The following is a 13,537-nucleotide window of genomic DNA, read 5'->3' as shown; positions in this document are numbered from 1 at the left end:
CGCCGGCGTCAGAGACGCCTGGCCCGATTGACCCCCGTCGAGTACGAGACCATCATGATCCCAGCCGCAGCCCTGGCTGCATAAACCCCGCTGTCACCCAACCCTGCAGCAGTCCCGACCACTGACTGCCGACTGCCCGAGACCGGCTGGGGTGAGCTGACACTGGGCGGCAGTCGTCCAGAGGTGGGTTCAGGGTGGACCGACGACGGAGCGTCGTTCGAGCAGCGCGGCCTCAAGCGCAGAGCTCGCCGCGCTACTCGACCGGTGCCGATCCCACCTGTGCTCGTGGCGCTGCTGCGCGAGCACATTGAGCAGTACGGAGCGGGGCCGGACGGCCACATCTTCCGTGCGGCGCGTGGGGGACGGGTCCGTTCCACCGAGTACTGCGCACTCTGGGAGGTCGCGCGAACCGCGGTCCTGTCCCAGCCCGAAGCGGCGTCCCCTCTCGCTGCCGTCCCGTACTCGCTCCGGCATGCCGGCGTATCGCTTTGGATCAACGCCGGAGTCGACCCCGTCGAAGTGGCGCGACGGGCAGGACACAGCATCGCAGTGCTCTTCCGGTTCTACGCGAAGATCCTGCGTGGCCAGCAGGACCGAGCCAATCAGCTCATCGACGTTGGCCTTAGTAGTGACGACGGGTACTGATGGTCGCCCAGCCTCAGCTCGGACACGCATCTGACGCAGCCTAAAAGCAGCAGGGGTGCCCCTCTCGAGAGGCACCCCTGCGAACTGTGTGGCTGCAACCCACCTTGATAGCTAGGCCGCGACGGTAATCAGGCCGCCCAACGCGTGCAGGAGTTCAGCAGCGTGTCTCCCTCAAAGCGGGCTATCTGCACGCCCTTTTCGTAGATTCCGTTGCTGCTCTGAGCTGTGGTCTCCCACACCTTCGTAACTCCGCTGCCCTCGGTGTTGGAACGCCACGGCCAGGTAAGAGTGGAACCACCGTCAGTCTTCGTGAGGTAACGCACTCGCACGTGATGCCCGTCAGCTGAGGTGTCCTTCACGCTCAGAGTGACTGCAACCTCACCGCGCGGATCCGAGCCGTTCACAGAGACTGACGAGCCAGACGCCCCCGTGGTGGAACAGCTCGCTGTCTTCGTGACGGATGCCGCAGCACTCGCCGTAGACGCAGCGCCAACCGTCAAAGCCCCCGCCGCCAGCAGCACGCCGAAGGTGCTTCCGACGCTCTTTGCGTTGAACATGCCACTCCCCTTGGATTGATCTTCGCAACCCTTAGATCAAATCAGGGATGGAGCTCAAAACAAGGCGTCTTTCGGACGCTTTGGGAGTCGTCAAGGGCGCAAAGCATCGCGACTGGGGCCCCGAAAACACGCACCGTTCGACCCGCCCGCCACAAGCGATACCCCATCGACAACTGTTTGAGCAGCGCAAATGAGGGGTCATCCTGGCCCGCACATGGCCCACACGGGCTGATCAACCGTGGGATCCAGGCGCTCGGAGTGAGACAGGGTGGAACGCGGAAGGGGTGCCTCTCAGCGAGAGACACCCCTTCTGACCAGCGCCTACGCTGACCTGCTGCGGTGGGTGTGGGATTTGAACCCACGGTGACATCGCTGCCACGACGGTTTTCAAGACCGTTCCCTTAGGCCGCTCGGGCAACCCACCCCGCATCGTGGCCGGTCCCCCTGAGCGGGGGCGGCTTGATGCGTGGCACAGCCTAGCCGGTCAGCTGTCGCCCTTGCGCTCGCCCAGGGTGACTTCGGCCGTTGCCGTCCTGCCGTCGCGCTTGTAGGTGAGCGTCACCTTGTCGCCCGCCTTGTGGGTCCAGATCTCGCCGATCAGGGTCGGGCCGCTGTCGACCGCCGTGTCGTCGAACTTGGTGATCACGTCACCGGCCTTCAGCCCCGCCTGGGCCGCCGGACCGTTCGGTGTGACGGCCGGGGTGCCGCCCGCGCCCTCCTCCGAGATGACCGCGCCGCCGGTCTTCTCGTCCATCGTGACGGTCGCGCCGATCACCGGGTAGACGGGCTGACCGGTCTCGATCAGCTGCTCCGCGACGTTCTTCGCCTGGTTGACCGGGATGGCGAAGCCGAGGCCGATGGAACCGGCCTGCGACTGACCGGCGCCGCCACCGCTGGTGGACTGGATGGCCGAGTTGATGCCGATGACAGCCCCGCCGGCGTCGAGGAGCGGTCCGCCGGAGTTGCCCGGGTTGATCGAGGCGTCGGTCTGCAGGGCGCTCATGTACGAGTTCTTGTTGCTGGAACCGTCACCGGATGCGACCGGACGGTCCTTCGCGCTGATGATGCCGGTGGTCACCGTGTTGGACAGACCGAACGGTGCGCCGATCGCGATGGTGGAGTCGCCCACCGCGACCTTGTCCGAGTCGCCCAGGGGCAGCGGGGTCAGCCCGTCCGGGGCCTTCTTCAGCTTCAGTACGGCCACGTCGTAGCCCTGGGCCCGGCCGACCACCTCGGCGTCGTACTTCTTGCCGTCGGAGAACGTGGCGGTCAGCTGGCCGCTGTCGGCCGCGGAGGCGACCACGTGGTTGTTCGTGAGGATGTGGCCCTCCTTGTCGTACACGAAGCCGGTGCCCGTGCCGCCCTCGCCGTCGCCGGACTTCGCGTCGATGGTGACCACGCTGGGCAGCGCGTTCGCAGCGACGCCGGCGACCGTGCCGGCCTCGCGCTTGAAGTCCTTCGGGCTGTTGGAGGCCGCGACCGTGGTCGAGCCGGAGGAGGAACCGGAGTCGCTGCTGTCCGCGGCCCAGTAGCCGAGGGCTCCGCCCACTCCGCCCGCGACGAGAGCCGCCACCGCGACGGCGGCGACCAGGCCGCCGGCACGGCGCTTGCGCGGGTGCCCGGGTTCCGAGTGGGTGGGAGCGCCCCAGGCCGGCGGGCTGCCGCCGTCGGCGTACGAAGGGATGGCGGGAGGGGGCGGGGGCCAGGCCGCCGAACCGGACGGGGGCTGCCCCGGCGACGGAGGCTGCTGCGGGGCCGGCGGGCCGTACGCGTACGGATCGTGCCCGGCGGCCTGGCCGGCGCCGTCCTGGTGCGCGGTCGGCACCTGTGCGGTCGGCGCGTCCGCCGGGGCGGGCGGGCCCGCCGGTGCGGACGGACCGCCCTGCGGGGTGCCCTCAGGAGCGGCGGCCGGCACAGGAGGTACGGACGGTACGGACGGAACCGTGGTGCCCTCGTTGCCCTCGTTCTCGGTGCTCACAGCTCTTTACTCCTCGGTTCCACTCGGCATTCGGCAAGAGATCCGCTGTGCACGTGTCTGCGGTCAGCTTTTCCCACAGCACGTCAGGCCACTGTAAGCAGGACCTGTGCATCCGCACACCAATCTTTACATCAGGCAAAACGGTCTTACGCAACAAGGTGTCAGCAGCCGACGCGTCTCGGTGACACGATGGCGCCGTGACCCACGCGCGCCTACCCTCCGGACAGCCTCCCATCCAGGTCATCGCCCATCGCGGCGCCTCGGACGACGCCCCGGAGCACACTCTGGCCGCGTACCGGAAGGCCGTCGAGGACGGGGCGGACGCCCTGGAGTGCGATGTACGCCTCACGGCCGACGGCCAGCTCGTCTGCGTGCACGACCGCAGGGTGAACCGCACGTCGAACGGCAGGGGGGCCGTCTCGGCCCTGGAACTGGCCGATCTCGCCGCCCTCGACTTCGGCTCCTGGAAGGACCACGAGGAGTCCCCCGACTGGGACCCGGTGCCAGGTGAGCTCACGTCCGTACTCACACTCGAACGGCTTCTCGAACTGGTCCACGACGTCCGGGCGGCGGGCCGGCCGCTCCAGCTGGCGGTCGAGACCAAGCACCCGACGCGCTGGGCCGGCCAGGTCGAGGAACGGCTGATCCACCTGCTCAAGCGGTTCGGCCTGGACGAGCCTCCGGCCGACGAACCGTCCCCCGTGCGCGTCATGAGCTTCTCCGCGCGGTCCCTGTACCGCGTGCGCGCCGCCGCGCCCGCCCTGCCGACGGTCTTCCTGATGCAGTTCGTCTCACCGCGGCTGCGCGACGGCCGGCTCCCCGCGGGGGCACGGATCGCGGGCCCCGGGATGCGGATCGTACGCAATCACCCCGGGTACATCGAGCGGTTGCACCGGGCGGGCCACCGGGTGCACGTGTGGACCGTGAACGAGCCGGAGGACGTGGAGCTCTGCGTGCGCCTCGGTGTCGAAGCGATCATCACGAACCGCCCGAAACAGGTCAGATCGCAACTTGGCCGCTCTTAGTATCAGTTACAAGGTGTGCACCGGCGCATTCGCTCCGCATTCGATCGTTACGAGTGCGTCACCGGCAGGGCTTTGGCCGGTTTCCGGCACAGTCCAGGAGGGCATCCAATCCGTGGCGTGGGGCAAAGGAGGTCTCGGGGGTGGCGTTTGTGGTGGCACAGGAAGTGCCTACGTCGTCGAGCATGGCCGTTCCCCATGGACCCTCGGGTGTGGGGCAGGCGCGGCACAGCATGCGTGAGCAGCTGCGCAGCAACGGGGTCTCGGACACCGTGGTCGACGACGCCGTACTGATCCTTTCCGAACTCCTCAGCAACGCCTGCCGGCACGGCAGACCGCTGGGGAAGCACACAGAGATGGGCGACGGCGACATCCGCGCCGCGTGGCACGTGGACGGAAGAGGGGGCCTCACCGTCGAGGTCACGGACGGCGGCGGACCCACCAGGCCCGCTCCGGCCACACCCTCGGTCACCGCGCGCGGTGGCCGTGGCCTCAACATCATCAGCGCCCTGGCCCAGGAATGGGGCGTACGGGACGACGCGGCGGGCGAGGTCACCGTCTGGGCCCTGGTCTCCTGCGGCCACGGGCACGGGCACAACGGGTTCGCCACGGCCGGCCCCGGGCGCGTGCCGGACACGCGCCGGGAACGGCCGGGCGCGGGCGGGCTCGACGGCTTGGCCCCGATCGCACGGCTGGGCGGACTCGGCTCACTGGACGGACTGGAGCTCGCCGACGCCCTCGACGCCTTCGACGACGCGGGCTGACGGCCGCACGGGCGGTCCCGGGCCGACGTGGTCCGAGAGCAGCACAGGCCGCGGGCCGGCACGAACGCCCGCGGGTGGGCGACCTGGCACAGCACGGTCAGGCACAGGGCGGTCCGAGACAACGCGACCCGGCACAACGCGTCCCGGACAGAGCGGTCCGGGACAGCTGCGTGTGTGCCCCGGCGGCGACGGGGACGACTAGGCTCGCGCCCGAGACCGCACTGTCGCAATCGGGAGAACGCCCACCATGGCCAAGAAGCGCCCTCAGTCCAAGACCGGGAAGCCGCAGCTCAAGGATGGTGAGATCCCGGTCGTCGGGGCCCGTGAGCCCTGCCCGTGCGGTTCGGGACGCCGCTACAAGGCGTGTCACGGACGCGCCGCGGCCCACGCCGTGACCGAGCTGGTCCAGCGCCCCTTCGAGGGACTCGCCGGCGAGGGCGACTGGGTCGCCCTGCGCGAGCTGGTACCCGCCGCGACCGTCGACCTGACCCTGAAGGGCGGGCTCCCCGAGGGCGTGCCCTCCGTGGCGCTCGCGACCGTGCTGCCGATGGCCTGGCCGGCACTGCGCCGTGACGACGGCTCCGTCCTGCTGGCACTGCAGAACGACACCTCGTCCGGTGACCTCAGCCGCGATCTCGCGGACACCCTCCAGCGCGCGCTGGAGGCCGAGCCCGGTTCGCCGGTCGCCGCCCGCCGGGTGCCGGCCGACGGCCCGCGGCTGCAGGACGTCCTCGACCCCGACGCGGCGTTCGAGCCCGTCGTGCACTCCGGGTTCGAGTTCTGGGTGCCCGACGCGGAGAACGCCACGGCGGAGGTGTCGGCCTCGCTGGAGCGCGCCAACGCGGCGGCGATCCCCACCACCCGGCTGACCGGGGTGGACGCGTCGTACTGGTGCGAGACGCCGGAGAAGAACCACCTGCGCTGGGTCATGCCGCACCCCGAGGACCGACTCCTCGACGCCCTCGCACGACTGCACGCGGCGGGCACCTCATCGCTGGGCGAGGGAACCCGCCTGGTGGGCTCGTTCCGTGCCCATGGACTCATGGTGCCGGTCTGGGACCTGCCGAGCGCGATGGGCGCGGAGGAGTGCGAGAAGCCCGCGGCACAGTTCGCGGAGCGGCTGGCGGAAGCCCTCGCCTCGGACGCCCCTCTCACCGCCGACGAGCGCCGGGCACGCGGTGGGCTCACCAACCGCCAGGTGACGCTCAGCTGAGAGTGACGAAGGGCGGTACGCGGCGGTGACTCCCGTCACAACTCCCCGTACCCGTCGGTAAATAGCTGACCGAATCGACGAGATCGAATTTGCTCACGGCAGATCTCTTGTTACGGTTCTGGAAGCCCGGTCGCTGGTGCATCCCCCGTCGCCAGCGGCCGGGCGTTCTCGTTTCCGGCGTCGGACGCCCGGGGCGCACGCCGGGGCGTCTCGCGGACAGCGGGCCTGCGGCAACCACCCGGCCCAGCGCCCGACTTCACCCTCCCGCATCCGTCACCACGGACCGACGTGCCGTCAGCCCCACTGTGTGCAGGGCCAGTTGCTCTCCGGTCCGGTCCGGTGCGCCCCCGGACCCCGGTCGGAGCCGGGCCGTTGCCTTTCGGACAGAGTTCGGAGGCGACCGCGACCACCGGGCGGCGGCACCGCCCCGAGGCCGGCGCCCCGGCGCGGGAGCCGGCAGAAGGCCCACGGCAGACGGCAGACGGCAGACGGCAGACGGGGCGTTGTGCCGGGCTCCGGTCAGTAGGTGAGCCGACTGCCGCCGTCCGGAGCACTGTTGCTCGCCTCGACAAGGGCGTCCAGGACGGTCTCCACGTCGGGGAGCCACGGCGCCGCGTCTCCCGCTTCCGGAGCGCGCTCCCAGCGCACCTGCCCCGTACCCACCTCGGACGGAGGCAGGATCAGGTAGCCGCCTTCTCCGTGGAACCGGAGGGAGCTCGGCACCCGGTCCTTGGCGTGCAGCAACTCCCCGAGGCGCTCGAGCGTGTAGGGGGACACCAGCAGCGACCACCTGGTGGGCGTCGCCACCACGGGGCCGAGCCGCAGCCCCATGCCGTCGAGCGCGGTGAGGGCGCGGGCTCCGGCCACGGCCGGCAGGCTCAGTGCGCAGGGCGCTCCGCCGCCTGTCGCCAGGACGAGGGGGGCTGTCGGCCGGTTGGTCCACCACCAGCGCACCATGCGCTCGTCGGTGGTGGCCGCGAGAAGGCCTGGATCGAAGGGGTGCGCGCCGGGCACGGCGCACTCGGGGTCGGGACAGGAGCAGCCGCGGCCGCGTTCGCCCGTCGCAGCTCCCGCCGCCGGTGTCGCACCGGGCAGCACAGGCCACTTCCAGACCGCGGCGCAGATCAGTGCCGCGTCGAGCTGGGCGGAACTCTTCTTGCGCCGGGGCCGGTGCCTGCGTCGCCTTCCGAGGATCTCGCGCATGAGCGCTCGTTCCTTTCCGTTGAACGCCGAGGTCCACATCGCACCACGTGCCCGTTACGCCACGCGTGCGTCTCTTCGCTTTGTGTGCTTGCTCATCGAGCCTGCGGTACGGACGATCAGTCGGTGCCGAGCGTGAGCCGAGCAGAGCAGAGTGGAACCGAACAGAATGGGGCTGAGCCGAGTCGAGCCGGGTTGAGCCGAGCCGAGTCCAGTCAAAACTTCGCGCGGTCGGCGTGCGCATCGCGCGTGCCGTCCCTTGTGCAACCCCGCCACTCGGGGGTGGGCGGGCGGCCGTCACCGGTGAGGACGCCCGGGCTCGCTGTCGGGTTCCGGGGCGGTCGCAACTGCCCCTGGCCATCCACGACTACGTACCCAGCATGTCCGGGATGACGCTCCCTCCGGCACTTCACCCCGAGGGTTCCCGCTGTCGAGCCCGCCCAGTCGATCGCAAATGGCCGCCTGGGGGTGCATTTTCTGGCCAAGTTGACAGGCAACCTGGACACCGCAAATGCCGTGAGGACAATGCTGGACATCACCTCACTTGTGCGTGTAGATGTGGGTGCGTGTACATGCGGATGCACTGATAGCGGCGCAGAACGAGATGGGGGTTTGCGATGCTATTCGACAGAACGCACAGGTCGGAAAGCCGACGTCCATGAGCGCCCCCCATCTGCCGAAAGTGGCTGGAATCGATCCTATGGTTCCCGTTTCAACGCACACTCACGCGCCCCTGAACGACGTACCTCTCGCGCCGGGGGTTTTCCTCCAGGACCGGCTGGCGGGCTGGGTGTCCGACCTGACCACCCTGCACGAGCTCACCGAGCGGCTGGCCGGAACCGGCGTACTGGACAGCGCCCTGCACGAAGTCCTGAGCGCCGGAGCCGCCCTCGTCGGAGCGGGCCGCGGACTCCTCGTACTGGAACCAGCCGGCGGAGGACCGTCCCGCACCATCGGGCTCGGCCTCGCCCACGCGGAACTCGGGCACATCGAGACCGTGCCGCGCAGCGCCACCCCCCACGGCCGCTTCCTCGAGGGGCTCCCCGACACCGACGGACCGCTCGCCAGCCCCGACATCCTCGGCGACACCGGCCTGGACCCCCGGTGCCGCGAGGTCGCCGCGCAGCTCGGTTACGCCGCCAGCTACGCGCTGCCCCTCGCCACCGATGCCGCCGGAAGACTCGGCGTGGCCGTCTGGTTGTACGACGAACCGGCCGAGCCGCTGGAACGCCAGTGCCATCTCGTCGGGGTGTACGCCCGCTACGCCGCCGAACACCTGGCCCGCCTGCTCGAACTGGAACGCGCCAGGGCGGATGTGGCCGTCATCGCCGAGGAGCTGCTCCCCACCCGGCTGCCCCTCGTTCCCGGCGTACGGCTGGCCGTACGCCACCGGGCCGCCACCGGGGGCGGCGGCAACTGGTACGACGCCCTGCCCCTCCCGGACAACGCCCTTGGCCTCGCCGTAGGCTCGGTCGGCGGTTCGGGACCGGCCGCGCTGGCCGCCATGGGCAGGCTTCGCGCGGGACTTAGGGCCTACGCGGTGATGGAGGGCGAGGACCCCGTCGCCGTACTCGCCGATCTCGAACTCCTCCTGCGGCTCACCGAGCCGCACCGCGCGGCGACCGCCCTCTACGCGTACTGCGAGCCGGTCCGGCGCACCGTCGTGGTCGCAGGGGCCGGGCACGCCCCGCCCCTGGTGACCGGCGACCGACGCACCGAGTTCGTGGAGACGCCACTGTCCGCGCCGCTGGGCATGCTCTCCTGCTGGGAGGCACCGAGCGTGGAGTTCACACCCGCTCCGGGCGAGACCGTGGTCCTCTACACGGACGGGCTGCTGCGCCGCGCCGGCGACTCCATGGACCGGGCGTTCGCGCGGCTGCACTCGGCGGCGGCCTCGGCGCCGAGGACCGTGCGCCAGGACCCCGGAGCCCTCGCCGACCACATCCTGCGGACCGTGCTGCCCGAGGGCCTGGGCCCCGACGACGGCGCCGAGGACGTGGTCGTCCTCGCAGCGCGCTTCGACTGACGGCCGCTCCGGAAACGTAAGAGGTCTTCCGGCCCTGGGCCCCCTTCCGTACGCCCGTACGATGGGCAGGGCCCAGTGTCATACAAGGAGGACAAATCGTGTCTGAGGAGCTCACCCCGGAGACCCCGGAAGCAGCAGAGGCAGAGCCGATCAAGCAGCGGAAGAACGGCCTGTACCCGGGCATTTCCGATGAGCTCGCCGAGAACATGAAGTCCGGTTGGGCCGACACCGAGCTGCACGGCCTGGAGCCGATCGCCCAGGCCCCGCACACCGCGGCCCGCCGAACCGCACTGTCCGCGCGCTTCCCCGGTGAGCGTCTGGTGATTGCCGCGGGCGGTCTGAAGACCCGCTCCAACGACACCGAGTACGCCTTCCGGCCTTCCACCGAGTACGCCTACCTCACCGGCGACCTGACCCAGGACGGCGTCCTGGTGCTCGAGCCTGCCGGTACCGGGCACCGGGCGACGGTCTACCTGCTGCCCCGATCGAACCGTGAGAACGGTGATTTCTGGCTCGACGGCCAGGGCGAGCTCTGGGTCGGCCGCCGCCACTCCCTCGCCGAGGCCGAGCAGTTGCTGGGCATCCCCGCGAAGGACGTCCGCGAGCTTCCGGCCGCGCTGGCCGAGGCCACCGGCCCGGTGCGCAACGTCCGGGGCCACGACGCGGTCATCGAGGCGGCGCTGACCGACAAGGTCACCGCGGAGCGCGACGAGGAACTGCGCGTCTTCCTCTCCGAGGCCCGCCTGGTCAAGGACGCCTTCGAGATCGCCGAACTCCAGAGGGCCTGCGACGCCACGGCCCGCGGCTTCGAGGACGTCGTGAAGGTCCTCGACAAGGCCGAGGCCACCAGCGAGCGCTACATCGAGGGCACCTTCTTCCTGCGCGCCCGCGTCGACGGCAACGACATCGGCTACGGCTCGATCTGCGCCGCCGGCCCGCACGCCACCACGCTGCACTGGGTCCGCAACGACGGCGCGGTCCGCTCCGGCGAGCTCCTGCTCCTCGACGCGGGCGTGGAGACCACCGAGCTCTACACCGCCGACGTGACGAGGACGCTGCCCATCAACGGCACGTTCTCCCCGCTGCAGCGGAAGATCTACGACGCGGTGTACGAGGCCCAGGAGGCGGGCATCGCGGCCGTGAAGCCCGGCGGCGCGTTCCGCGACTTCCACGACGCCGCCCAGCGGGTGCTCGCCGAGAAGCTGGTCGAGTGGGGCCTGCTCGGCGACCTGTCCGTGGAGAAGGTCCTGGAGCTGGGTCTGCAGCGCCGCTGGACGCTGCACGGCACCGGCCACATGCTCGGCATGGACGTCCACGACTGCGCCGCCGCGCGCACCGAGTCGTACGTCAACGGCACCCTGGAGCCGGGAGTCTGCCTCACGGTGGAGCCCGGACTGTACTTCCAGGCCGACGACCTGACCGTGCCCGAGGAGTACCGCGGGATCGGCGTCCGGATCGAGGACGACATCCTCGTCACCGAGGACGGCAACCGGAACCTGTCCGCCTCGCTGCCGCGCCGGGCCGACGAGGTCGAGGCGTGGATGGCCGGGCTCAAGGGCTGATACGCGGGGCGCGGAGGTCCGCGCCCCGCGCGCCGGTGGGCGTGCTGCTCAGGACACCATGAGCAGCGCGCCCTCCCGCCATTTCAGGATCTTGTCGAAGCTCACCACCGCGCCACGTCCCGGGCCGTTGCCGAAGTGGACGTGATCGGAGAGCTCCTCGATCAGGCAGAGTCCCCGACCGCTCTCCGCCGTCGCCGGAGGGTGCCCCGTCCTGCGCGCCTGGGACGGGCGGGACGCGGGCGGCTGCTGGTCCGCCGGCTGTCCGGCGAACGGCTGCGCGGCGGTGCGAAGCGTGCGCCTGGAGGGGAACCCCGGCCCCGAGTCGGCGACTTCGATACGGCACTTCTCGCCGTCCAGATAAGCGGTGACCCGGTACTGCCCGCAGGCCTGTCCGGACTGCCCGTCCCCGGCGTGGCCGGCCTCACCCACGTCCCTCAGCCCGCCGCCGTGTTCGACGGCGTTCGCACAGGCTTCGCTGAGCGCGACGGAGAGGTCGTAGGAGATGTCCGGATCCACCCCCGCGGTCTCCATGGTGCCGAGCAGGAAACGACGGGCGAGCGGGACGCTCGCAGCTTCGCGCCGCAAATGGAGTGACCACCACATGCTCATGCTCCAGCCTCCTGGCTGCGGCTCGACATACCGTTACGTATTGCCGGGCCGGACGCTTCGTAAGCACGAATTCGCCGTGACAGCGCTCATTCGGCGGATGCCAATGTTCCGTTCACCGGTGTATGTCCGGCCGCGAGGGAGGCCCGGGAGCAACCGTGAACAGGTGCAACACCTCACGATCACTCCCTCATGGGGACGGATGCCGACCTTCCGGACCTGCCGTACGCGGACCGGGGGCCCAGTGCGATGATGACCCGGCCATGTCTATCCCTGTCGCACGCGCCGGAGCCGGTATGCGGCTCCTGAGGACCGCGGTGTTCACCGCGGTCTGTGTCGTGCTCGCCGCGGCGGGACATGGGATCGCGGCGGGCTCGGGTGTCTCCGGGTGGCCTCTGGCGGCAGGTTTCGCCGGGGTGTTCGCCGTGGCGGCCGCGCTCGCCGGACGCGAACGGACCCTCCTGTCGATCACCGCCGCCCTCGCGGCCGGCCAGGTCGGCCTGCACGTCCTCTTCGGACTGGGACGGCACGCCCCCGCGGCCGCGGCACCGTCCGGGGACGACTCGTTGATCCACTTCGCCGCCGGGCTGGTGTGCGGTGCCGGGCCGGCGCAACTGACCGCGGGTGACGCCCACCGCATCGTGACCACCGCGGGCCTGGACCCCGCGACCGTGGCCCAGGGACACCCGCACCTGGCGTCCGGAGCGACGGCCGCGGCGGACCCCGCGGCCATGGCGTCGATGATGTCCGGACTGCCCAGCCTGCCCATGTTCCTGGGGCACCTGCTCGCCGCGCTCGCCACCGGGTGGCTGCTGCGCCGGGGCGAGATCGCACTCTTCCGGCTGGCCGGGCTCTCGGCCAGGAGCGGCCGGCAGCTCGCGGCCGGAGCGAGGCTCGGCGCGCTGCGGGCGGCCATGGCACTCGTACGCGCTCTGCGTGCGGGGCTTCCGGGGCGGCCCACGACCGGGCCGCGCCTTCCCCGTACCGCCGCGGACGCTCCCGCGCCGGTCAGCGGGGATCCTCTGCAGCACATGGTGATCAGGCGCGGGCCGCCGCCCGTATACGTACGCGCAGCCTGACGCGACCCCCTCCGCCGGAACCGGTGACGAGGTGGTCGTGACGCCGTCGCGCCTCCGCGCGCCGGACCACCTCTTCTCCTGCCCTGTGGAGTGATCCCTGCCATGAACGTTTCACGCATCGCCGTCGCGGGCGGCGTCGCCGCGTCCACCGTCCTGCTGCTCGCCGGTCCCGCCTTCGCGCACGTCGGCGTGCAGCCGGTGGGCGAGGCCGCCAAGGGCGGCTACGCCACCGTCAACTTCAAGGTGCCCAACGAGCGCGACGACGCCTCCACCGTGAAGCTCGAGGTCAGTTTCCCGACGGACCACCCGCTCGCTTCCGTCAGCCCCCAGCCGGTCGACGGCTGGAAGATCGACGTGACCAGGAGCAAGCTGGCCAAGCCGCTCGAGGTGCACGGCAAGAAGATCAACGAAGCCGTCTCCAAGGTCACCTGGACCGCGGAGGGCGACGGCATCGAGGCCGGCTTCTTCCAGCAGTTCCCGCTCTCCCTCGGCCAGCTCCCCGAGGACGCCGACCAGCTGGTCTTCAAGGCGCTCCAGACGTACAGCAACAAGGAAGTCGTCCGCTGGATCGAGGAGCCCGCCGAGGGCGGCGAGGAGCCCGCGAACCCCGCTCCCGTCCTCGCGCTGACCGCTCCGGCGGAAGGCGGCCACGGTGCTGCAGCGACCGACGACGACAAGAGTGGCGAGGCCGCCGAGGCGAAGGAGGCCACGGCGTCCGAGGAGAGCGCGTCCTCGTCGAACAGCGACAGCACCGCCCGGGTCCTCGGCATCGTCGGCATCGTCGTCGGCGTCGCGGGTGTGGCGTTCGGCGTCCTCGCCGGCCGTCGCCGCAGCGCCTGACCAGCAGGCTCCATCGCTCCCGGCTCCATCACTCGCACGACAGAC

12 protein-coding genes and 1 tRNA gene are annotated in these 13,537 nt (G+C 70.8%); 8 read left to right on the top strand and 5 right to left on the bottom strand.

Translation table 11 applies throughout. The annotated features are described in order from the left end of the window. Positions 1–264: 264 nt before the first annotated feature. Entirely contained in the window at positions 265–645 is a 381-nt protein-coding gene (locus AB0I83_RS13360) for a hypothetical protein (RefSeq protein WP_363304626.1), read from the top strand. 128 nt (positions 646–773) lie between these two features. Here the strand turns inward: AB0I83_RS13360 and AB0I83_RS13355 are convergent, their stop codons facing one another. The 3 genes from AB0I83_RS13355 to AB0I83_RS13345 form a co-directional block, all read right to left on the bottom strand. Continuing rightward, entirely contained in the window at positions 774–1,202 is a 429-nt protein-coding gene (locus AB0I83_RS13355) for a hypothetical protein (protein WP_363304625.1), read from the bottom strand. A 337-nt stretch (positions 1,203–1,539) separates the two neighbouring features. Next, a tRNA-Ser gene (locus AB0I83_RS13350) sits at positions 1,540–1,626 on the bottom strand. A gap of 60 nt (positions 1,627–1,686) precedes the next feature. Beyond that, complete coding sequence (locus AB0I83_RS13345) at positions 1,687–3,180, bottom strand: trypsin-like peptidase domain-containing protein (RefSeq protein WP_356841088.1); 1,494 nt, start codon at positions 3,178–3,180, stop codon at positions 1,687–1,689. Positions 3,181–3,377: 197 nt separating this feature from the next. Here AB0I83_RS13345 and AB0I83_RS13340 point away from each other — a divergent pair, with 197 nt between their 5' ends. The 3 genes from AB0I83_RS13340 (at position 3,378) to AB0I83_RS13330 (ending at position 6,179) form a co-directional block, all read left to right on the top strand. Continuing rightward, positions 3,378–4,205: a glycerophosphodiester phosphodiesterase gene (locus AB0I83_RS13340; RefSeq protein WP_356535449.1), complete on the top strand. Its 828-nt coding sequence runs from the start codon at positions 3,378–3,380 to the stop codon at positions 4,203–4,205. 53 nt (positions 4,206–4,258) lie between these two features. Continuing rightward, positions 4,259–4,966 carry an ATP-binding protein gene (locus tag AB0I83_RS13335; protein ID WP_363304624.1) on the top strand — a complete coding sequence of 236 codons (708 nt, stop codon included), beginning with the start codon at positions 4,259–4,261 and terminating at the stop codon, positions 4,964–4,966. A 247-nt stretch (positions 4,967–5,213) separates the two neighbouring features. Further along, complete coding sequence (locus AB0I83_RS13330) at positions 5,214–6,179, top strand: DUF5926 family protein (RefSeq protein ID WP_363304623.1); 966 nt, start codon at positions 5,214–5,216, stop codon at positions 6,177–6,179. 519 nt (positions 6,180–6,698) lie between these two features. On the opposite strand, the gene AB0I83_RS13325 is transcribed toward AB0I83_RS13330, so the two are convergent. Beyond that, complete coding sequence (locus tag AB0I83_RS13325; RefSeq protein ID WP_363304622.1) at positions 6,699–7,382, bottom strand: bifunctional DNA primase/polymerase; 684 nt, start codon at positions 7,380–7,382, stop codon at positions 6,699–6,701. A gap of 655 nt (positions 7,383–8,037) precedes the next feature. Here AB0I83_RS13325 and AB0I83_RS13320 point away from each other — a divergent pair. After that, on the top strand, positions 8,038–9,405 hold the full coding sequence (locus AB0I83_RS13320) for a PP2C family protein-serine/threonine phosphatase (RefSeq protein ID WP_363304621.1): 1,368 nt from the start codon (positions 8,038–8,040) through the stop codon (positions 9,403–9,405). 98 nt (positions 9,406–9,503) lie between these two features. Further along, positions 9,504–10,967, top strand: coding sequence for an aminopeptidase P family protein (locus AB0I83_RS13315; RefSeq protein ID WP_363304620.1), 1,464 nt, complete (start codon positions 9,504–9,506; stop codon positions 10,965–10,967). A gap of 48 nt (positions 10,968–11,015) precedes the next feature. Here AB0I83_RS13315 and AB0I83_RS13310 read toward each other — a convergent pair whose 3' ends face one another. After that, a complete protein-coding gene (locus AB0I83_RS13310) occupies positions 11,016–11,576 on the bottom strand; it encodes an ATP-binding protein (RefSeq protein ID WP_363304619.1) in 561 nt (186 codons plus the stop codon). 260 nt (positions 11,577–11,836) lie between these two features. On the opposite strand from AB0I83_RS13310, the gene AB0I83_RS13305 reads away from it, so the two are divergent. Together AB0I83_RS13305 and AB0I83_RS13300 are read left to right on the top strand one after the other, a co-directional pair. After that, a complete protein-coding gene (locus AB0I83_RS13305) occupies positions 11,837–12,652 on the top strand; it encodes a hypothetical protein (protein WP_363304618.1) in 816 nt (271 codons plus the stop codon). Positions 12,653–12,754: 102 nt separating this feature from the next. Next, positions 12,755–13,492, top strand: a complete 738-nt coding sequence (locus AB0I83_RS13300; RefSeq protein WP_363304617.1) for a YcnI family protein — start codon at positions 12,755–12,757, stop codon at positions 13,490–13,492. The last annotated feature ends 45 nt before the right edge of the window (positions 13,493–13,537 follow it).

Origin of the sequence: Streptomyces sp. NPDC049970 (genome assembly GCF_040660235.1) — a bacterium.
Lineage (GTDB): Bacteria > Actinomycetota > Actinomycetes > Streptomycetales > Streptomycetaceae > Streptomyces.
This window is presented reverse-complemented; position numbering and strand designations above follow the sequence as displayed.